The organism is Treponema brennaborense DSM 12168 (genome assembly GCF_000212415.1).
GTDB lineage: Bacteria > Spirochaetota > Spirochaetia > Treponematales > Treponemataceae > Treponema_F > Treponema_F brennaborense.
Map to the genome: position 1 here is coordinate 1,792,085 of NC_015500.1, position 22,773 is coordinate 1,814,857.

Below are 22,773 nucleotides of genomic sequence, written 5' to 3' on the forward strand. Positions count from 1 at the left end.
TTACCCGTTTCATACCGATTATATACACAGAGGTTTTTTAAAATCGCCCGATTTTAAAAACGCACTATTACGGTAAGAACAGAAATTTTCCGTAAAGCCGCGCCAGGTCCGTTTCCGGAGCGGCTTATATCATCATTGGAGTCAGTATGCCATTTAATTTTGAACATAATGAAGCGAGTACGAACGATCTCCCGGAACGCAATACGGAATTGGACCGGTACGGCGTATGGGTAAAAACACCTCCGCGAACAATCCATGATGAGACGGAACCGGAAACTACCGTACCCGACGAGGAATCCCAGCCGATTGTTATTGAAGATATTTTCGATGTTACGGCGGACACGGATACCGATACAGACGTCGCCGATACTGCGGACGCTGCAACGGTTGAAACTTCCGACTTTACGGCGGATGCCGATTTTGCGGCAAACACCACAGCATTTGAGGACGTCGCCGATACGGCGGACGCTGCAACGTTTGAAACTTCCGATTTTGCGGCGGATGCCGATTTTGCGGCGGACACGGATGCGAACTCCACGGCGGACGCTGCAACGTTTGAAGATTCCGCGGATACCGCGGTGTCCGAAGATTCTTTTAAAATAGAAGATTTTGAATTACCCGATTTTACTGAATTCGATTTGACCGATGATTCCGCGGAACTTCCGGAAGAACGGGAGGAGATTTCCGTTCCGGCCGACTTTCTTACGCAGGAAACGGAAATCACCGCGCAACCGGACGCCAACATAACTGTTGAAAACGACACGGCGGAGAATGCCGAACCGGCAGAGTTCGCCGAGTCCGCCGCTGCCGAAGAAAATAGCTTCGCGGAAAAGACGGCGGACACTGATGAAGCGGTGAAAGCGAACGGTTCTGCAAAATCAGCGGAACTGATGGAAACCGGTAAAGCAGATGAAGCCGCACCGGCTTTTGAGGATATCGAATTTACCGATATTCTTCCCGATGACACTGCTTTCGCAGAAGAGACTGTTACGGAGCAGGCTTTTGCCGAACCCGACGCAATCACATCGCCCGAAGACAACGAGGGCGACACCGTTTTTGAAGATGTAACGTTCGACGAATTACCCGATATGTCGAATTTTGAACTGCCCGCGGATGCGGCACCGCTGAACACCGAATCCGCCGGTGCGGAAAACATCTCCGGTGCGGAAAACTTCTCCGCAGAAACTTCGGCAGATACGGACAACACGATTACCGCTCCCGGCGCAATCACATCGCCTGAAAACGACGCCGGCGACACGGCTTTTGAAGACGGAGAGATTTCACTCGACGATTTTTTCGGTGACGACACCAACGTTTCACTCGACGAGTTTATGCCGAACGAATCGAAAAAAGAAAAAAGCGATATTCTCGACGAACCGGAAATGGATATAGCACTTTCGTTCGACGACGATTTCGTCATGAACACGGCCGCCGATCCCGTTACCCAAATGGAAACGATCGGCGGTGAATCGTCAGCCGAGCAGGAATCGGTTACGGACGACAGTTTCAATTTCGACGATATGTTCGACAACATCGTAGATGAAAGTCAGCCCGAACCGGAAAAATCGGTTGTGCAGGAAAGCATTGAATTCGACGAAGTGACTGATTTTGACGATCTGCTCGATTCCATCACGGACGCACCTCCGCCCTCCGCGAGCACCGTTAAAACCGAAAATTCCCGCCCCGCGGCGGTAATCGACTACAATATATCCGTTACGATGGACGACGATTCGCAGGAATTCAGTTCGGTACAAACCGAAACGGACGACGACGCAATTACCGAAATACCGCTCTACGGCGATTCGGGTATCGAAAAATCGGATAAAAACGAAGATGCAAGTCTTGATAGAACCCTGACTTCGCAGTATACTAGTACAACATACACCGATGACAGTGATTTCGACATAGATAAAATCATGTCGGAAGTTGAAGATATAGGAGGAGAAAATATGCCGGCAGATACAGCAGATTGCTTTCAGGATGAAGAAAAACAGAACGAAACACAGCCTACCGGAAACGATATTTTCGATGTGGATTTTTTTGAAACCCCGCAAACCGACGGTGACACGGCTCCTGCAGAAAATACCGACGCCATATTGAATCCCGAAAAAGAATTCGACGTGTCGGATTTCGACGTAACGGAACCTGCAATGGACAGCATTTTTACCGAAGAGGACACGGCGGCCGATATGTTTGAATCTTCTTCCGATTTTACCGAACCCGATACGGCGGCCGATATGTTTGAATCTTCTTCCGATTTTACCGAACCCGATACGGCGGTCGACACATTTGAATTTTCTCCCGATTTTACCGAACCCGATACGGCGAAGATACCGGAATCCGAGGAAACGCCGTTCAATGATATTCCCGTTGAAATACCGGACAGTATTTTCGATGAACCGACTGAAGCGGTTTCTTCCGAAACGGACTTTGTCGAGCCTGACACGACTGATATGCCGGATGCATTCGACGAACCGGAACCTCAGACAACTGCCGAAACGGCAGCGGACGATATTTGTGCCGAACCTGCGGCGACATACACCGAAGCGACAGAATGCGCCGAAGCGGCGGCAGCCGGCGCGTGCGCCGAACCTGCGGCGGAAACCGCGATACTTCGGCAGATAGCCGCCGAACTCGCGACGCTCAGGGAAGAAATATCTTCGCTCAAAACCGATTTTGAGGACATGAAAAAACACGGCGCCGTACCCGCGGCGGCGGAAAAACCGGCAGCCGGCGGCTTTTTTGCCGAAAACGGCGAAGACGAAACGATCGCGCTTTCAGGCAACGAATTGTCGAATATATTGAACACGGCCGATTTTACCGAAGAATCGGGTGCGGTCGGAGCAGGGGAACCGGCCTTGACCGAAAGCGAAATCTCCGAAGATTCCGAAACGGAAACGAAGAGCGAAGCAGGCTGGGAAACCGGCGCCGGCTTCTTTGATGAACACACGGAAGACGAAACGATCGCGCTTTCAGGCAACGAATTGTCGAATATTCTGAACACGGCCGACTTTACCGAAGAAACGGATACGGCTGACACGCAGGAACCGGCCGCAACCGGAATCGATTCCGACGTCGACGCCGCCGTGGATGAATACGAAGAATCGGACAACGGCTTGCCTGCAATCGATTTTGAATCGGAAAAATTGGAAGAACCCGTTTTGGAAAATATCGATTTTGCCGCCAATACGGAAGCGGAAGCGGAGCAGGAACTTCCGCAGGAAATTGAAATACCTAAAGTTGAAGATATTTTGGTGGAATCCTCCGATACCGATTTGATCGACGACGGTTCGGTAACGGCGAATTCGGACGACATCGTGCCGGAAGAAAACGCTATCGACGAACCGATTGAAACGGCAATTTCCGAAACGCTACCGGAAGAGACACCGGTTGCTGCAGAAACACCGGCTGTTGAAGAAGCGTTCTCCCCCGCCGATGAAGCGGCAGAAGATGAAACTACGGCGGAAACCGAAACTGAACCGGAACCGGCTGAAACTGAAGCGGAAACCGAACCGGAAAGTGAAAGAGAACCGGAACCGGCGGAAGAAGAAATTTCCGATGAACCGACGGAAGAAATGTTTAATTCCGCTCAGTGGGACGCTCCGGAAACGCAGCTTCAGGAAAGCGCACCCGAGGAAAATCCTGAAGCGAAAAAAGATGAAATCCCCGGCGAATTGAAACAGGAAATCAAATCGGTACTTTCGTACATGGATCAACTGCTGGAAAATCTTCCGGAAGAGAAAATTGCGGAATTTGCGCAGTCGGAACATTTTGAATTGTACAAAAAACTTTTTACGGAGCTTGGACTATCGTAATATGGGATTGCTGAGCCACATAGAATCGATTCGGACCGAAACACCGGTTTCCGAAAAACAAGGACTGCTGCACCGGGCTGAATCGATTCACGGAAAAACAATACCGGCAGCGGAACGACGCGAACCGTTCGATTTTCACGATTTTGCGAATGAAATCGGATTGCGGAAAACGGCGATTCTTGTTCCGTACGCTTCGCGGTTTTTCATGCGATATGCTCACGGGTTCGACGCGGAAACGATTCTGAAATCCGTTTCCACAGCCGATTTCTGGAACGGCACGTTTCCCGGCATACGGGAATGGCAGTGCGTCGACGGGACACGGCTTGAACCGTATTATCAGCTTTTTTCATCGGACGAAATACATCGAATGCAAAGCATATACCTGAAATCGTTTCCGCTGCCGTCCGATATCGCCGCGCGCGCCATCATGCTCATTGCCGACGAAGCGGACGTTTCGCCGGAAACGATGGATCCGCTCATGGAAGAACTCGCCGATTGCATCTGTTCCGATATGATTTGCTTCCCCTACAATATGAAACTGCCCCGCTTCGAGACGTTCGCTTCGGAAACTGATCCGCAGACGCTTCCGTTTACGCTGTTTTTTTCGGATGCAATCGCCGAATCAGTCCGAAACGCGAATACGGATCAGGAAGCGGCCGCAATACTTGAAGCGACGGTGTTTTCCGAAATTTACGTGCGGTTATGCGCGCACATCGGCAGTCCCGACCGCTGCATACCGGATACGGCGATGAAAGTCAAACTGTACCTGCAATCGCAGGAGACCCTTGACGCGGACATAATCCTTTTCCAATGCAAAAAGACGCTCGCTTCCGTACTCGGCAAAGCAGCACAGCTGATACGGATAGCGTAAGGCGCATGAACGATACCGTATTCGACACGGCAAAAAACGGTATGCGCTCCTGCACGGTGCGCGGCGTCAGATTACATTCGGCCTACGACCCGCAAAAAGAAGCGGATCGTTTTGTTGCCGGTTTACAGCCTGATTTCGCCCCGGCGGCAATAATCGTAACGGAACCCGCCCTTTCCTACTGCACCCGGCCGCTCAAAGAGCGATTTCCGGCAGCGAAAATCGGAGCCGTCAGATTCAGCACGGCGTTTACGCAATCGGACGCGGAATGGGATTTTATCATTCCGGCCGGACAAACGGCGAACAATCTTCTTTCCGTACTGGATGAAACGGAACTCGTTTCCACCTTATTTCTCTCATGGGAACCGTCGCAGCGCGCTTTTCCCGAACGATACGCCGCCGTACGCAAAGAAATCGGTGCGGCGATAGAGACGGCGCGGGACGTGCTGGGAACACGTGCGTACTTTGCCGAGCGGTGGATGAAAAACGCGTGCCGATTCTGCCTTTCAGTGCGGCGAACGGCACTCATAGCCGCGGGAGACGCACCCGTCGTCGTAGCCGCCTCGGGCCCTTCGCTTGAAGCTTCACTGCCGTATATACGCCGCTTGCGACAAAGCATATTTCTCATAGCCGTATCTTCGGCGTACGGGCCGCTCGTCGCGGCGGAAATACGACCGGACGTCTGTATTTCAACGGACGGCGGTTATTGGGCAAAAAAACATATCGAACGCTGCGCCGTGCCGTTCGCCGTTTCGGCGGAGAGCGCGGTTCCCGAAACGCTTTTGGAACGGGAACTCTGCATTCCGTTATACTACGGAGACGCGCCGGAAGCGGAATTGCTGCGCGCGTGCGGAATACCGGCGATCGGCGCCCGGCGGAATGGAACGGTCAGCGGAACGGCGGCGGAACTGGCACTCGCGCTGACCAGCGGGCCGGTTTTTGCCTGCGGACTAGATCTTGCCTCCGGCAAAGGCGTTCAGCACGCGCGCCCGAACGCACTGGAAGCGGGAAACGCAGCCCGCGATTACCGATTGAACCCCGCCCAAACTCGGCTGTATCCTTCGGAATTTGAAAGCGGCTCGCTCGCCGTATACCGCGGCTGGTTCGCCGCTCGGGACGGCGACTTCAAAAACCGTTTTTTCAGACTCACCGCCGACACTGCCGGCACGTACGGTGATACTGCCGGCGCGTCCGCTGATGCCGGCACGCCGGGCGCATTTTCCTCTGCCGGAAGCATGCTCGGCAGCATACGGACACTGAACTGGAACGACGCAATCGATCGTTTTTTATCCGGTGAATCCGCGGGACGAACGAAACCTTCGATACGCACCGTTCGCAAAATACCCGATCAGCGAAAACGATACGAAATACTGAAAACGTTTTTTTCGGACGGAAGGCCCGAATCGCTGCCGGAAACGTGGCTGTCCGCGCTCGCACCGGCGGAATTCGCGTTGTGGAAACGCAACAGGGAATCACACCGCGCATCTTCCGCCCTTGAAGAAAAAATACGGCTCCGCCTGCAGCGTATACGACACGTTATCGAACGTCGGAGACCGCAATGAAACCGCTTTCATATCGCAGCGTCGACACTGCCCAAAACGGACAGCCCGTGCCGGTTTTTGCGGACGGCAAAACGATGTATTCCCGATACGATCCGGAGCGGGACGCCCGCATTTTTGCCGAAGGGATTCCCGAATCCGCCGGCTGCGTTCTCGTCTGCGGACTCGGCAGCGCACTGCACGTAAGCGCACTGCGGCGAAAGCTGCCTCGATCAAAAATCATCGTCATTGAAGCGTCCGCTGCGGATATCGATTTTCTGAAGGCACACGCCGATTTGTCCGCCGTATTCGCCGACGGCGATACGGTGCTCTGCACGCCGGAACGCATCGAACGGACGATACTCGAAACGTATATTCCCGTGCTGCACGGAGATTTTCTGCTGGCGCCGCTGCGGGCGTGGGCGGATTTTCATCCGAATATCTTATCCGCCGTAAAAGAGCACGTCCGTTCCGCAATCGAAAAAATCGCGGCGGACACGTCGACGCAAGCACGCTTCGGCAAGATCTGGCATCGGAATATTCTGCAGAACTTACTGACGGCAGACACGCTGAACTGCGGCGTAATTCCGCCGATCGCTGCGGACAAAAAAGCACTGATAACGGGCGCGGGGCCGACGCTCGACCGCACCTGGCACATCATGGAGCGGAACAGACAACGTTTTTACGTCATCGCCGCCGATACGGCGCTGGCTGCCCTCGCCCGCAGGCACATCGCGCCGGACGCGGTGGTTACCGTCGACGGCAGCTGCGTTTCCGCCGGACACTTTTACGGAAAACTGCCGCCCGAAACGCTGGTGATCGCCGACTTGTGCGCCTGCCCCGCCGCCGTCCGCCGCGCCGTACGCTGCGGCTGTCCGATACTGTTTACCGGAAACGGACATCCGCTCGGCACGCTGGCTTCCGGATATTTTGCCCGGAACGGATCCGCGCCGCTTCCGGAACTTGAAACGGGAGCAGGTACGGTTACCGCCGCGGCGCTCGATTTTGCCGTAAAAGCCGGCTTTCGCGACGTTTCCGTATTGGGCGCGGATTTCGGCTATACGGAAGGCAAACCGTACGCAAAGGGAACGTATCTCGACGATATATACAACCGCTGTTCCCGGCGAACGCTGCCGCAGGAACAGCAATTCACCGAACTCATGTACCGTTCGCCCGTATACCGAACGTCCGCCAGTATTCTTACGACCGGAACGATGCACGCCTACCGCACGGCGTTCAGCGCGTACGTGCAGGCGGTACGCGGCGTCCGCATAGAATGGAACGGAACGGAGCATTATGAGGAACCCGCGGACACGGATTCGGCCACGAAGGCGGAACACGGATACGATATGGTTCCCCGTCCGTACCGCGGCCGGGAATTCGCCGTCTGGTATACGGAACTGCTTCGCCGAAACGATCCGGCAGCGATTACTTCCGTGCTGCCGCTCGCCGCCTGGTATCGAACGAAATTAGACTACAAAAATGATATTTTTTCATTGTTGAAACTTGCATACACGCAAACACTACGCTATACTGAGAGTCACTATGGAACGTAAAGGGATCACCATTTTTTCAATCTGCATCGCATTGGCATTCGCCGCCGCGCTCGTGTTTTTCGGAACGGCGATTTACTCGGAATACCGTAAAAACGTAACCGGCATTCAGGCTGCCGCGGCTGACTTCATTCAAAACGCAGCGGCGGTAAGCGAATATTACGCGCCGGAATCGACCGATTTTGCAGCTCTTTTACGGAATAAAATAGATTCTGAACCGCACGTTGCCGCCGTTACCGTAACGCGGAATAATAAAACGGTGTTCGCTTATCCGCTGTCTTCTTCGCTGATAACAACGGGAAGCGACGGTTCGCCGCAAATGGCGGCGTCTTCCGCACTCGTCCGGCTTACGAGCAGAGTCGCAGGTCTCGGTTCGGGCGAAAACGCCGTAATCACAACGGCCGCGTACGTCATTCAGCCCGCTTCGATTTACGCCTACGCGCGAATTTCCTTTTTACTGATTTTAGCCGGCACGCTGTGCGCGGCGATTCTGCTGCTCTACGTGTACCTGACCGACCGGCAGAACGACGAGCCGGAAGAAGTTCCGTATACCGCGGTGCCGGAATTCGGAACGAAGTCCGTTTTGCGGTATGATTCTGCGATTCCGCCGCTGTACGAAGACGCAGCGGTTCCGGAGTACCCGAACGAGGTACGGCTGCCGGAGGCGGAGACCGAACCGAACGAGGTACGGCTGCCGAACGCAGAGAGCGAACCGGACGAAGTGCAGCTGCCGAACGCAGAGAGCGAACCGAACGTTGGAAACGCTGCGGGCGCGCCGCTTCCAGTTTCAGGCGCGATTGATCCGACCGGCTTGTTTTCACCGGTAACGGGATTCGGTTGGGAATCATATCTTGAAGAACGGCTTGACTCCGAACTGATCAGATCCGCGTCTTCGGAAGAAGATCTGACGCTCATGATTTTCCGATTTCCGGGACTTGATCGGGCGTCGCCGCTCGCCCGGAATATCTGCGCGGCGCTTTTGGACTTCTTCAAATTCCGCGATTTGGTATTTGAATACGGCGAAGACGGCTATTCGGGAATTCTGCACGACACGGATCTTGAAACGGCAATAGAACTCGCCGAAGAATTACACGCAAAATTGAACTTGCTGCTTGAAGAAGCAGGATTCACGGCAAAAATGGGCATCGGTATTTCAACCAGATCGTTTCGGCTGATACCGGGGAAACGGCTCTTTACGGAAGCGGAGCAAGCGCTCGTACACGCGCTTGAAGATCTGGAAACATCAATCGTTGCGTTCAGAGTGGATCCGGATAAATACCGCCAGTATATCAGCGAAAGCGCGCAGCATACCGCGAAAAATCCGTAAACCGGCAACGTCGTTTTTAATTCTGCGTTTCGATCGCCGGTATTTCAGCAGTCGGCGTTTCGGTATCCGGCGTTTCCGTATCCTGCGGCTTCAATTTTTTTTCAAGTGATTCTATTACCGTGCTGTCGGGAAAGTCGGTTTTCAGCAGTTCCAACTGCTTGGCCGCGTCGTCGTTTCGGCCGGCCGCAGCCAGCAGCACGGTGTAATTTTCCCGCAGCGACTGATCGAACGGCTGGAGCGCGGTAAGTTTTTCATACTGAACGAGCGCCGAATCGATATCGCCTTTTTGCGCGGTGATGTAAGCCAAAGACGCAGCGAGCGATACGTTCTGCGAATCCTGCGCAAGCAGCTCCCGATAAACGGATTCCGCGTTCACCCAATCCTTTGCAAGCGCGTACGCGTAACCGATTTTGTAGTACGCAATCCGCTCGAATTCGGCACTGCGCATTGCGAGCCGATAATATTCAACGGCTTTCGTATAATTTTTCAGATTGAGATTGCCTTCGGCTATCGCGTAATATTCGGAAGCCAGATTTTTCAGAATGCGTTCGTTCTCTCCGGGAATACGCACTCCCCCGGCGGACGAACAGGCCGCGCTCCCCAAAAGCAATCCGCCCGATAAAAGCACGATTCCGATACGCAAAACGCAGCGCAGATGTATCATGCGGAACCTCAGCGCATGTTTCCGAGTACGGTTTGTTCGATTTTGCGCAGCTGAGAACGGTACAAACCGGTAATATTGGATCCGTAATCGGCGATCAGCTGAATTATATTGCGCGGCGTGTCTTCCGTGTCGCGACCGTTCAGCCGGTCTCCGGCGTCTCCCAAGCCGGGCATGATGTACGCCGAAGCGTTCAGCACCGGATCCATCCACAGCGTGTATACGGTGCAGTTTTCGAGCGCACGCACGACGCGCAGCCCGCCTTTGAGCGCGGCAATCACGTTGAAGAATTTTATGGAACGGGGTTTAACGCCCTGTTCAAGCAGATATTTTACGACCGTAACCAGAGAACCGCCGGTTGCGTTCATGGGATCCGCAAAAATCAAGTCCTTTCCGTCCAAATCTTCCAATTTGAAAAAAGAATTCTGCAAATCCAGAATGTATTCCATATCGTTTTCGTGTTTGGAATCGTTGCGCTTGATCTTGAACAATGCGAACGGCGTAACGTATCCGTGGGAAGAATATTCTTCAATTTCCTTCGACATAATCATGGAAGGCAGCAGCGCGCCGCGCAGCATGACGCACATCACGGTGTTTTCGATTTTATAATCGATATCGGGTATTTTATGGACCGAATAATTCTGTACGGGAGCGGTAACCGGCGTTTTTACGACCAGATAATTTTTGTTATCCGAATGATTTCCCGTATAAGCCAGACGGAACAGCATTTCGTACGCGCGCTGACTGTAATACACGAATTCCTGATGGTCGGTTCTGATGTCGCGCAGCTTCGCGATAACACGGGAAGCTTCGGCGTGACTTTCTTCTTCCGTACAGAATGAAAAAACTTTCAGTGCGGGAACTTCCGCACAGATAGTCTGCATCAAATGCCCCATTTCGTTAAAAACGTCGATAACTTTTTTTTCTTCCGCAGCGAGCGTCGAACTGAATCCGCCGCCGGCGATCACTTTAAAGGAAGCCATCGCGCGTTCGTACAATATATCCATTTCGGCAAGATACTTCTGGTCCTGCTCCGTCAAATACCCGTCGAGTGATTCCGCTTTCAGAATGATCTTTGAATCCATGAGTAACTCCTATAAAAAATCAACCGTTCGCACATTCACGACGGTTGATTCGTAAATAATGAAACTATCGTGTCTATATTGAAAACCGCGCCGGATATCCTCACGGAATCGGCGGACGCAGCTTCAAAATCGAAATTTTTTCCACCGATGCGCACGGCGATTCCGAGCATTGCGAGTGCGGGTCGCAGCGCCCGTGAATCGGACAATTCAATCAACGCGGTGAGCGCGTAGGCCGGACTTCCGGTTTCAGGATCGAGGCCCGCAAAAGACAACGTTCCCGATACCGCGGCGAGCGGAAAATCGAAAACGAATCCCGACTGCCGCAATCTGCGCATAACAAAAATCGGATCTTTTATATAAAATCGTATATCGTCGGCCGCCGCGTGCGTAAAACCGTAAGAGGAGGAGACGGCTTCCGCACGGCCGTCGATTGCGATTGCGGCTCCGATATCGGGTTCCGTCCCGCCGGCGAACATTGCGGAAACGTCCGCCGCGATAAAAGCAAGCGATGAAGACGGGAACGCGAACTGCAGCGGAATATCCGGTCGGGCGTAATACGCTCCCGCGCCGCCGCCGGACGCGGCGGGAATTTTGCGCCAGCCGTTCTTTTTTGAAAAAACCGCGCCGAGCGCAAAAGAAGGAAACGAACCGGTTACCGCCGAAGACAGGTTTCCGGAAGCGTCGAATCCCGCATACACGGTATCGACGCGCTTCAGAACTTTACGTATATCCGCCGGCGCCAGCTGCGGCGCAAGCGCATCGGTAAACGCGCGCACCGCGCCTTCGTTCGGTACGGCGGGAAACTGCACGTATAAAACCGTATTCTCCGGCATCAGGGAAAACGGCTGCAACCGCCCCGCGGCCGCGCCGGAACGCGACGCGCAGCCTGCGATCAGCAGAACGCCGATCAGGCAGAATACGGCGGCGGCTCCCCGGTGCAGAATCGGATACGGTCTACGCTTTTTCAACGGCGACGCTCCACACCTGTTCGCCGGCTTCGACATCCGTACCCGACGGAACGGAAGACGCCCACGCGGTTTTGACGGCGAGCGTTTCTCCCGCAATAAAATCGGCGAACTGCGCATACGCTTCTTTCAATTCGTCGGAACCGGACGCCGTCAGCACGATGCGATCGGTAACGGAAAGACCGGATTCTTTGCGCAAATTCTGAACACCGCGGATAAGATCGCGCACGTACCCTTCTTTACGCAGATCGTCGGTAATTTCCGAATCGAGCGCGACAGTCAGCGTACCGTCGTTGACTACTTTCAGATGCGCCTTTTCAAGACGGTCGACGATAATTTTCGACGCGTCGAGTTCGACCGTTCGGCCTGCGACGTCGATGCTGAGCGTGGAACCGTCCAAAATCGACTGTATCGCTTCCTGATCCAATTCGGCAATGACTGCCGAGGCGGCTTTCATCAGCGGCCCCAATTCCTTGCCGAGCGTACGGAAATTCGCCTTCGCCTTATATTCGACCAATTCGTCTTCACGTTCGTGGAAGACGACCTTTTTTACGTTCAATTCTTCACGGATGGATTCTTCCATTTCGAGCAGAACTTTCTTTTCTTCCGGATTTCGCGTGACGAACTCAACCGTTTTAAGCGGCTGGCGGATTTTCAGGTTGAACTGATAGCGCAGCGACCGCCCCATGGAAACGGCTTTCTGCACGGTTTCCATTTTGAACTCAAGGGAGAGATCGCGCTTCGCTTCGTCGTACGCCGGGTAATCCGCCAAATGAACGGATTCGGGATCTTCGGGCGTGCGCAGATTCTGCCACATGATTTCGGTTATAAACGGAACGACCGGAGCGGCGACCAGTGAAAAGGTTTTAAGCGCCAGATACAGCGTTTCGTAGGCTTCGGTTTTGTCGCCGTCGTTTTCACTTTTCCAAAAACGGCGGCGGCTGCGCCGGATATACCAATTGTTCAGCTGGTCGATGTACGAAACGATCGGATCGATTGCCCGAGACAAATCGTACGCGTCGAGCGCGCCGCTCACGTCCGTAACCAATTTCTGCGTAATGGAAAGCAGCCAGCGGTCGAGCGGATTCGTCGGCGAAACGGAATCGAACGCGTGGCCGGTTGCCTGAATGCCGTCGATGTTCGCGTACGTGATGTAAAAACTGTAGCTGTTCCACAGCGGGATCAGAATGCTTTTAAGCACGTCACGCACGCCTTCGTCGCTGTATTTGAGATCGTCGGCTTTGACTACGGCCGAATGCATCAGAAACAGGCGGATCGCGTCGGCGCCGAACGTATTGACGGCCACCGCCGGATCGGTATAGTTGCGCAGACTTTTGGACATTTTTTTACCGTCGGAAGCGAGCACCAAACCGTTTACGACGCAATTTTTGAACGCAGGCCGGTCGAACAGCGCCGCCGCGAGAACGGTCAGCGAATAAAACCAGCCGCGCGTTTGATCCAGCCCTTCGGAAATGAAATCGGCAGGAAAATGCGCTTCAAAATATTCCTTGTTTTCAAACGGATAATGATTCTGCGCGTACGGCATGGAACCCGACTCGAACCAGCAGTCGAGCACTTCGGGAATGCGGCTCATCGTACCGCCGCACTCGCACGGAATCGTGATCTTATCTACGAAGTGTTTATGCAAATCTTCAGGATAGGTGCCGGACAGTTCTTCCAGTTCGCGGCGGCTTCCGACGCAGATCGTTTTTCCGCAGTCGGGACACTTCCACACGGGAATCGGATTTCCCCAGTACCGGTTGCGGCTGATCGCCCAGTCGCGCGCGCCTTCAAGCCATTTGCCGAAGCGGCCGTTTTTGATATGTTCCGGCTGCCAAGTGATCTGATAATTCGCTTTCAGCAGCTTATCGCGGATCGATTCGACGCCGACGAACCAACTGCCGACGGCGCGATAAATGAGCGGGCTTGAACAACGCCAGCAGTGCGGATACGCGTGCAGAATCTGGTCGCGTTTGACCAGTTTGCCTTCCGTTTTCAAACGTTCCATGATATCTTTGTCGCAGTCTTTTACGAAACGCCCGGCGTAATCGGGTACTTCCGCCGTAAACTTGCATTCGTTGTCGACCGGACATACGGTGGGAACACCGGAACCTTTGAACACTTTATTGTCGTCTTCACCGAAGCCGGGCGCGGTGTGCACGATGCCCGTACCGTCTTCCGTGGAAACGAAATCGGCGGTGAACACCCGGAACGCACCGATCGACGGCGGATTACCGTCCGAACCGTCGGAAGCGTTTGCCAAATTCGCAAAATACGGAAACAGCGGTTCGTAACGGGTACCGACAAGCTCGCTTCCCTTTTTACGCCACACGAGTTCATACTGATCGGGACTCTTGTAATACGCGGCCAAACGAGATTCGGCCAGAATGTAAAAATCGGTTCCGTCTTTCACTTTGACGTAATCTATGTCGGGGCCCATCGTGAGTCCCAGATTGCTCGGCAGCGTCCAGGGCGTGGTCGTCCAGGCGAGCAGATATGTATGACCGTCCGCCATCGCCGGATCGTTCGCAGCCTCGCCGGGCTGCGTTACCTTGAACCGGATCGTAACGGCCGGATCGTGTACGTCTTTATAACCGCCGAGTGCGAGTTCGTGATTGGAAAGGACGGTCGAACACCGCGGACAATACGGCAGAATATAATGCCCTTCGTACAAAAGTCCTTTTTCCCACAAGCTTTTCAGAATCCACCAAATGGATTCCATATAGTCGGGATTCATCGTTTTATAGTCGTTGTCGAAATCGACCCAGCGTCCCAGCCGGGTTACGGCCTGCTTCCATTCGTCGACGTAGCGCAGCACGCTCGCACGGCACGCTTCGTTGAATTCGGCGACGCCGTATTTTTCTATATCGGTTTTGGAATTGAGCCCGAGTTCCTTTTCGATCAGGTTTTCAACGGGTAATCCGTGGCAGTCCCAACCGAAGCGGCGCTCGACTTTCTTGCCTTTCATCGTCTGGTAACGGGGAATGATATCTTTTATCGTACTGGGAATGAAATGTCCGAAATGAGGGAGTCCCGTTGCGAACGGGGGGCCGTCGTAAAACACATATTCGGAACAGCCGTCGCGCATGGCTATGGATTTTTTGAAAATATCGTTATCTTTCCAAAATTTCAGAACTTTTTCTTCAAGTTCAGGAAAACTCGCTTTGGGATCAACCGGTTCGTACAAAACAATTCCTCCTATGCAAGCACCGCATATGTAAAATAGGTATTCGTATTATTATGCCACATATCGCTAAAAAGATAAAGGGGGAATCATTCAGTACGGAAAATACGAAAGCTGCGGAAGCGTACGTAAATCAGGTATCGCTCACCCGATACGCACCGTTTTCGCATACGATCAGCCGTTCGGCGAGGAGCGATTCCGCGGCTTGCCGGATACGCGGCACGTCGATACGTTCGGTTTCCGCGATATATTCGAGCGAAACGGCGTGATTCGCCGTACGGTCTGACGGCGCTTCGGCACGGGCGGCCGTCAGACAGCGAAGCACCGCGCCGCGCGCCTGCCGGAGAGAACCTTCAAACTTCGACTGCTTCGTATAATGCGCGCTGCGCCGGTTCGGGTTGACGACTTTCTTTTTCAGCACCGCGCCGTAATCCATCAGCGCGTAATACCAGGTGCGCGGATCGGCGCGGTACAGCGTCCGGTCTATAATCGGCAGCAACTCCTTGTCCGACACGGCGGAATCCCGCGCGGCAGTAAAGAAAAAGAAAATGTACACGGAACGGATATTCGTTTCAATAAAGACTTCCGGCGTACCGTACGCGAACGTACAAACGGCGCGGGCCGTGTATGGACCGATTCCCGGCAGCGCGTCGAGTTCGTCCGCCGTACGAGGGAACACGCCGCCGTACGAGGAACAGACGGCGCGGCACGCTTCCTGCAGAAAACGCGCACGGCGATTGTACCCCAGCCCGTTCCACAATCCGAGCGCATCGGCAAGAGACGCATCGGCAAGCGAGCGCGCCGTCGGGAAACGTTCGAGCCACGCTTCATATTTGGGCAGCACCCGTTCCGTCTGCGTCTGCTGCAGCATGATTTCTGAAACGAGTATCCGGTACGGATCCGACGTTTCTCGCCACGGAAAAGACCGGCCGCTTTGCCGGTACTGATCGAGGATCGTCTGCTGAAAATCGGAAACGCGCGCGGCGGATAAAGACAGCATTCGATTCTGCCACGCCTCACCCGCGCGGCACGATCAGTTCCCTGCGACAGAGTTCGGTTAAAATCAAATCGGCGATCCGTTCGGGATCATGGTTCGCCGTATCGATTTTCATATCGCAGAAACCGTAATCGTTGTTATCGATACCGTACAAACGCTTATACCGGCCGGTATCTTCGCCGTCACGCATCCGCGTAAAAGCCTTGATCTGTTCGATATCGCCGCCCTCGCGCTTGAAAATACGCGCCGCGCGCACTTCGTCGTCCGCAATCAGATATACTTTCAAATCGGCGGCTTTAAGCATCCAGACGGCGAGACGCGAACCCAAAACGCAGGAATCCCGCATTGCAAGTTCAATCTGCCGCGTGTCGACGGCGCGGTCGAAGCCGTCGTCCGTTTTGGCCCGCTCGATGATTTCCGCAAGCGAAAGCCCCGTTTCGGCGGCGAGCGAACGGAACGTAAAATTTATCATCGGCACACCGAGTTTTTCGGAAAGCAGCGTGCAGACGGTCGTATTGCCGCAGCCGCTCTTACCGGAGATGGCTATCCGGACTTTTTTTCCGGCAGGAATCGCGTAATTCATGGAACACCTCAATTAACCGTTATCCGTCCATTTTACCGCAGCCCGCGCTGCCTGTCAAACGCGGCGGACTGCCAAACGGCGGCGTGCACGCACGAAAGAGCGCGTACACTGCAGCGCAGCCTCGATCTAAAACGCCAAATCGATCACTTCCTCAATTCGGGAAACCGGATGAAACGAAACGCCTTTTTTGACTATTTCGGGGATATCGTCCAGGTCGCGCACGTTCGCCTTGGGAATGATAATCGATTTGATTTTGTTCCGCTTCGCCGCGACGGTTTTTTCACGCAGACCACCGATCGGGAGCACGTGCCCCGTAAGAGACAATTCTCCGGTCATGGCGAGCGCGCTCCGGATCGTTTTACCGGACAAAAGCGACACGAGCGCCGTCGTAAGCGTAATACCGGCGGAAGGACCGTCTTTCGGCGTCGCTCCTTCGGGAACGTGCACGTGTATCGTATTTTTTTCAAACCACTCGGCGCTTTTGATATTGTTTTCGATCACGTAACGGCGTACCCAGCTGAGCGCGATCGCCGCGGATTCTTTCATCACGTCGCCGAGCTGTCCGGTCAGCGTAAAACCTTCTTTTCCGGGTACGGAAACCGCTTCGATCATGAGCGTGTCGCCGCCCATGCTGGTCCAAGCCAGCCCGATCGCCGTACCGGCGCGGTCGGCTTTTTTTATTTCCGATTCGTCGAACACAGGCGTTCCCAAATATTTTTTCGCCGCCGCTTCGTCGACAGAAAAAGACTTAGCCAAAACGGTTTTCAGCCGTTTTTCCGCTTCTTTCAGCGCGGAAACGGCCGCTTCGTTTTTTACGGAAGCCGCAGCCGCGTTATTATCCGCGGTATCGGGGGAATTTGCGGCGGTAACGGCTGCAGCGGCATTCGTCCCTGCGGCACTAGTCGCCGCGGCAGCAGAGGTATCAGCGGCAGCGGTTACTTCTTCCGAACATTTTTTGAGCGCAGCTTCGGCTTCCAGTACTTCCGCGGAAGTCACCAATTCCATCGCGATTTTACGCGTAATTTTGTCGATACATTTTTCAAAATGCCGTACGCCCGATTCGCGCGCGTACGACTGGGCGATCAGGTTCAAAGCCGCTTTTTCAAATTTGATCTGATTCTTTTTCATACCGTTTTTGGTCAGCGTTTTGGGAATCAGGTATTTTTTCGCGATTTCCATTTTTTCCTGATCGATATAACCGGACAGCGAAATGATTTCCGCCCGGTCGAGCAGCGGTTCGGGAATCGTGTCCAGCGTGTTCGCCGTCAAAATGAAAAATATGTCGGACACGTCGAACGGCAGGTCGAGATAATTGTCGCGGAACGATACGTTCTGTTCAGGGTCGAGCACTTCAAGCAGCGCGCTCGCCGGATCGCCTTGGTAACTGGAACCGAGTTTGTCCACTTCGTCTATCATGAAAACGGGCGTACGGCTTTTGACGATTTTAAGCCCCTGAATAATTTTTCCGGGCATGGCGCCCACGTACGTACGGCGATGCCCTTTTATTTCGGCTTCGTCGCGCATACCGCCGACCGAAAATCTGAAAAACGGTTTTTGCATCGCGCTCGCGATGGAATGCCCGATACTCGTTTTTCCGACGCCGGGCGGGCCTACCAAAATCAGAATGGATCCTTTACTGTCTTTTTTCAGCTTGCGGACGGCGAGATATTCGAGTATTCGCTTTTTAACGTCTTCAAGACCGTAGTGATCCTGTTCGAGAATCTTCCGGGCGCGCTCAAGTTCGAAATCTTCCGGCGGCGGATCCCCCCACGGCAGAGACGCGATCGTTTCCAGATAATTGCGGACCACGATGTATTCGGACGCGTTCGGATCCATCAGCGAAAATTTTTCAAGCTCGTTGTCGACCGTTTCTTTTATTTCACCCTGGAATTTAAAAGAATCGATTTTTTCCTTGAATTTCTGGTAATCCGAATTCTGCGCGTCGGTCGTCATGCCGAGCTCTTCTTTGATCGACTTGAGTTCTTCCCGCAGAAAATATTCGCGCTGCTGCGTTTCGATTCGGTCGTTCAATTCGTTCTGGATTTTTTTCTGAATCCGCAGCAGTTCCTGCTCTTTTTTGATAAAAACGAGCACCTGCTCCATACGCTGCCGAACGTTCAGCATTTCGAGTACGCGCTGCTGATCGTCTTTATCGATATTCAGAATCGACGCGATAAAATCGGCTATTTTTCCCGGATGATCGATATTGACCATATTGAGCCGCATTTCTTCCGAAAAAAGCGGATTGTTTTCGGAAACTTCTTTCATTTCGCTGATAAGCGCGCGGGTAAGCGCTTTGACTTCAAACGTGTCGTCTTCTTCATCTTCCAGATACTCGACTATCGCGACCATCGGTTCGCGATTGCTGAGCACTTTGCGAATGCGGAAACGTTTAATCGTAGAAATGAACACGTTCACTCCGCCGTCCGGCAGATTGATTTTCTTGATGATACGCGCAACCGTACCGATTTCGTGCATATCCGACACGGACGGAGATTCCGTTTCGTTTTTGAGCATGACGATACCGATCAGGCCGTCTCCGGAATACGCCTGTTCGGCAACTTTCGCGTCGTCTGCGGACGTAATCATCAGCGGCGTAAAAATACCGGGAAATATCGGCCGGCCCGAAAGCGGAATCAGAAACAGTTTATTCGAGAGCGTCTGCTCAACGGGGACGATCGTCGCCTCGGGTGCAGAGTCGTCGGCACTCGCCGATTCCGCATCACCGCTTTTCGCCGATTCGGCCTCTTTTTCCGCCGCGCCGGTTTCCGCAGGGGAATTCCGACGCGAAGTTTCATCAGCCGGAGATTGCGCCGATTCTTCTATAATAATATCGACAGTATCCGTATCCGTATTTTTTTCCGACATGGTTCCTCCCGTAAAAAGTCAATGAATAAAATTGAACGAACGCCGCCGCAAAACGACGGAATATCGTCCGTTCGCATAAAATATCGCAATCGATCTTGCTCCGGAGCCGGCAAAAAAAGCGACGGACTTTCAAGCCGCCTCCTGAACACAATAGCTTAGGTTATAAAAAACGTACGTCCGCACGCACCCGTACCGGTACGGAACGGACGGTCTCGAATCGACATCAGTATATAATATGCGAAATTTTCGGTAAAAAAGCAAATTTTCATTCCCGCTTATCGAGAGCGGCCGTAATGAACAATTCGTCCTGATACCAGTCTATCCGGAGCGAAAAAATTTCTTCCGAATAGCCGGCGGCGGATATTTTAAATTTCCAAACGTTGCCCGTTTTCAATTTTGCAGGATCCATATCCGCCAACGGAACCCATTTGGCGCCGTACAAAACGGAAACGTCCGGTTCGCCGGAGATCCGCTTACCGCTCGCCGCCTCGAACACGATCGGATGCACGCTGATCGAACGCACCGCGTATTTTTGCAAATCGAGCGACGCGGAAACGGCTTCTTTTTCCACCGGCAGCGACTGCCACCACACGTACGGCCCGGCGGCGACTTTTATCCGGTAATTTCCCGGCCGCACATACACCGGTTTCGACCGGTACCGCTTCAATTCGGAAGCTGCGGCCGGGATGTCGTCTTCGACGACATCGGCGAGGGTCAGCACGCGGCGGCTGCCGGCAACTTCGGGAATACGGTCGTTGTCGTTCTTAAAGAAAAACGCCCGTATCGGCAAATCCGCTTCAGCGGAAGCCGTATCCGGCAGCGTTACCGTCACGGTTACCGGCGTGTAATATGAACGCAGCAGATATTTATGAACCAGTCCCGCGTTCCAGGCAGCCGCCGCACCGATTACCGCTATTCCCGCCGCCGCGGCGCACAGCAGAACGGTGCGAAGCGTATGCTTGCGCGGAACGAATTGCGGGCACTCGAACGGTTTGGCACCTGAAAGTATCATTCTGGCAAGATTTTCGCGCAGCAGACGCGCGTCGTATTCTTTCAGATACCGTTTGACTATCGCTATGACAGGTTCTATCGTCTGATAGCGGCGCGCGGGATTCGACCGGATCATTTTTTTTATGAGCCGGCTCACCGTTCGGGGAATCGACGCGTCTATTTTTTCCGGCGCGATGTATTTGCCTTTTTGAATCTGCGCGAGCGTTCCGGCGGAAAGCGAACCGGGAAACGGTTTGGTTCCGGTAACCGTCTCGTACAGCATGACGCCCATCGCGTAAATATCGGCGCGGCAGTCCACCGTTTTACTGTCCGTAAATTGTTCAGGCGGCATGTACGACGGAGTGCCGAGCGTTACGCCCGATTGCGTCAGCGTGTCTTCGGATTCTTTATCGCTGACTGCAATCCCGAAATCGGCCAATTTTACCGCGGCATTCTTGGAGATCAGTATATTACCGGGCTTGATGTCGCGATGGACGATTCCCTTCTTGTGCGCATATTTGAGCGCGTAACAGGCGTCCAGAAAAACGAGCAGTGCAATTTCAACCGGCAGTGCCGTTTGTTTTTGAATCAGCTTGTCGAGCGACATGCCGTCCACGAATTCCAGCGCGATATAGTGATACGGGCCTTCCGTAAAATAATCGTACATGTGCACGATGTACGGACTGTGCAGATCGAGCAGAATCTGCGCTTCACGCTTGAACCGTTCCCGTACCGCCGGATTTCCGCGGATCGTCAGTTTTTTGATGATAATCTGACGTTTCAAAGACGGATGTTCGGCTTTATAGACGGTGCCCATACCGCCCTGCGCGACTACCGATAAAATTTTATATTTTCCGATCATCTCTGGCGTATCGCCCATACGAAACCTCCCGTAACGGTGCAATTCATACCGGCAGTATATCCGTTTCGGGATCGAACGGTCTGCCGGTCGGAACGAACGCCGCGTTGCATAGCAGCGGATTGTGAATCTGAATAAACGAATTTTCGCGGCGCCGCACGTACGCACCCGATACGGGACGATGCCCGCTCACGTACACGGCGTCCGGAAAAAGCGGCAAAAGCGTTTTCAGCATTGCAGACACGTTTTCGGGAGTGCCGCTTCCGTTGTCGGTCCACGTGAGCCCCTCGATGACGGCGGCGTCTTCCATACCGTCCACAAGCTGCTGCCGGGTGTAAGCGGCGCGCGGCTCGGCGTGGGAAGCGACGCAGCCGGAACACACGGCGATCAGCGGCAGCCTGTTTTCAAAATAGGAAAACAGATGCAGAATATCGTCCCCGTAATACTCTGCGACGAACGCCTTTACCATTTCGCCTTCCTGAGCGAATTTCCGGAACGGGTGATTACCGCCGCCTTCGGCGTTCAGGATATTTTCATGATTGCCTTTCAGAAAATGAAAATATCCGGGAAACGCGCATTTGCACCGCATGACCGCCGCCATCAGTGCAAGGCTTTCCCGCATTTCGGCACACATCGATTCTCCGGCAACGATTCCGGCAAGAAAATCATCGTACGCAAGCAGCCACCGTTCCCGATTCGTTTCCGAATGAAAGCCGTCGCCCAGACACACGACGCGCAGCAGCCGCTTGTTCAGCAGCGTAAAAACGGAATCGGTCGGGTCGGCGCCCGGAATACGGTCGGAAAACGCGGAAGACGCCATCAAGCGGGCAAAAAACGCCGCACGCGCGTGCAGGTCGGGAACCAGAAGAACCGGAACCCGCACGTCTTCCGTAAAATCGAGCAATCCGCCCGGCCCGTGCGAAACGGCCGAAAAAGGCCGGTACGACGGAGATTCGCCGTCGAGTACCGTTCCGGCTTCATCGAGCAGCCCGAACAGTTCCTTATACGGAATCAACTCGGAACGCGACGCAATGAGACCTATATCTTTAAGCGAAAATTTCCTTTTTGAAATACGAACCTCCAAGTACGGCCGGAAACGGATTGAACGATCAGGATATGATCAGATTCGCGTTGCCGATGGTGATTTTATCACCGGAGTTCAGCTTTACGTATTTATCGGACGGAATGCGCCGCCCGTTCAAAAACGTTCCGTTCGTGCTGTTTTCGTCTTTCAAAAAATACGCGTCCTTGATCTTCTGGATCAGCGCGTGATGACGGCTCGCCAATTTATTATCGATGATGATGTTGTTTTCAGGCGCGCGCCCGATCGATATTTTGGCAACCAATTTGATCTTATTATTATTGAACATCAGATAAGAAACTTTATCGGTGTCCGCCAGCATCTCAAGCCGTTGACCGACTTTGCTCGTCGTGATTATCGTATTATCCTGCATGAATTACATTATATATTCAAACGGCG

General features: G+C 53.5%; 15 protein-coding genes. 5 read left to right on the forward strand and 10 right to left on the reverse strand.

The window, feature by feature from the left end:
• The first annotated feature begins 146 nt into the window (after window positions 1-146).
• Genes TREBR_RS07820 through TREBR_RS13665 form a run of 5 tightly spaced genes read left to right on the forward strand, consistent with a single transcriptional unit; the run spans window position 147 to window position 9,101 of the window.
• The gene (locus tag TREBR_RS07820; protein WP_013758648.1) at window positions 147-3,815 is read left to right on the forward strand and encodes a midas domain-containing protein; all 3,669 of its coding nucleotides are present in this window, start codon (window positions 147-149) and stop codon (window positions 3,813-3,815) included.
• A 1-nt stretch (window position 3,816) separates the two neighbouring features.
• A complete protein-coding gene (locus TREBR_RS07825) occupies window positions 3,817-4,686 on the forward strand; it encodes a hypothetical protein (protein WP_013758649.1) in 870 nt (289 codons plus the stop codon).
• 5 nt (window positions 4,687-4,691) lie between these two features.
• Window positions 4,692-6,245, forward strand: coding sequence for a 6-hydroxymethylpterin diphosphokinase MptE-like protein (locus TREBR_RS07830; protein ID WP_013758650.1), 1,554 nt, complete (start codon window positions 4,692-4,694; stop codon window positions 6,243-6,245).
• Window positions 6,242-7,777, forward strand: coding sequence for a 6-hydroxymethylpterin diphosphokinase MptE-like protein (locus TREBR_RS07835; protein ID WP_013758651.1), 1,536 nt, complete (start codon window positions 6,242-6,244; stop codon window positions 7,775-7,777). The genes TREBR_RS07830 and TREBR_RS07835 overlap by 4 nt, the downstream gene beginning before the upstream one ends.
• Complete coding sequence (locus TREBR_RS13665; protein WP_013758652.1) at window positions 7,767-9,101, forward strand: nucleotidyl cyclase domain-containing protein; 1,335 nt, start codon at window positions 7,767-7,769, stop codon at window positions 9,099-9,101. The genes TREBR_RS07835 and TREBR_RS13665 overlap by 11 nt, the downstream gene beginning before the upstream one ends.
• 16 nt (window positions 9,102-9,117) lie before the next feature.
• Here TREBR_RS13665 and TREBR_RS07845 read toward each other — a convergent pair whose 3' ends face one another.
• The 10 genes from TREBR_RS07845 to TREBR_RS07890 form a co-directional block, all read right to left on the reverse strand.
• Window positions 9,118-9,765, reverse strand: a complete 648-nt coding sequence (locus TREBR_RS07845) for a tetratricopeptide repeat protein (protein ID WP_013758653.1) — start codon at window positions 9,763-9,765, stop codon at window positions 9,118-9,120.
• Between the two features lie 8 nt (window positions 9,766-9,773).
• Window positions 9,774-10,847, reverse strand: coding sequence for a uracil phosphoribosyltransferase (locus TREBR_RS07850; RefSeq protein ID WP_013758654.1), 1,074 nt, complete (start codon window positions 10,845-10,847; stop codon window positions 9,774-9,776).
• Between the two features lie 35 nt (window positions 10,848-10,882).
• The gene (locus TREBR_RS07855; protein ID WP_013758655.1) at window positions 10,883-11,815 is read right to left on the reverse strand and encodes a hypothetical protein; all 933 of its coding nucleotides are present in this window, start codon (window positions 11,813-11,815) and stop codon (window positions 10,883-10,885) included.
• Window positions 11,802-14,999 (reverse strand): isoleucine--tRNA ligase, encoded by a 3,198-nt coding sequence (gene ileS / locus TREBR_RS07860; protein ID WP_013758656.1) that lies wholly within the window; start codon window positions 14,997-14,999, stop codon window positions 11,802-11,804. Before ileS ends, TREBR_RS07855 begins: the two co-directional genes overlap by 14 nt.
• Before the next feature lie 130 nt (window positions 15,000-15,129).
• Window positions 15,130-15,996: an HhH-GPD family protein gene (locus tag TREBR_RS07865; protein ID WP_013758657.1), complete on the reverse strand. Its 867-nt coding sequence runs from the start codon at window positions 15,994-15,996 to the stop codon at window positions 15,130-15,132.
• 16 nt (window positions 15,997-16,012) lie between these two features.
• Window positions 16,013-16,576, reverse strand: coding sequence for a (d)CMP kinase (gene cmk, locus TREBR_RS07870; protein ID WP_013758658.1), 564 nt, complete (start codon window positions 16,574-16,576; stop codon window positions 16,013-16,015).
• Between the two features lie 126 nt (window positions 16,577-16,702).
• Entirely contained in the window at window positions 16,703-19,444 is a 2,742-nt protein-coding gene (lon, locus tag TREBR_RS07875) for an endopeptidase La (RefSeq protein ID WP_013758659.1), read from the reverse strand.
• Between the two features lie 265 nt (window positions 19,445-19,709).
• Complete coding sequence (locus TREBR_RS07880) at window positions 19,710-21,314, reverse strand: serine/threonine protein kinase (RefSeq protein WP_013758660.1); 1,605 nt, start codon at window positions 21,312-21,314, stop codon at window positions 19,710-19,712.
• A gap of 25 nt (window positions 21,315-21,339) precedes the next feature.
• Complete coding sequence (locus TREBR_RS07885) at window positions 21,340-22,308, reverse strand: metallophosphoesterase family protein (protein WP_169310630.1); 969 nt, start codon at window positions 22,306-22,308, stop codon at window positions 21,340-21,342.
• 94 nt (window positions 22,309-22,402) lie between these two features.
• Complete coding sequence (locus TREBR_RS07890; RefSeq protein ID WP_013758662.1) at window positions 22,403-22,747, reverse strand: FHA domain-containing protein; 345 nt, start codon at window positions 22,745-22,747, stop codon at window positions 22,403-22,405.
• Between the last annotated feature and the right edge of the window lie 26 nt (window positions 22,748-22,773).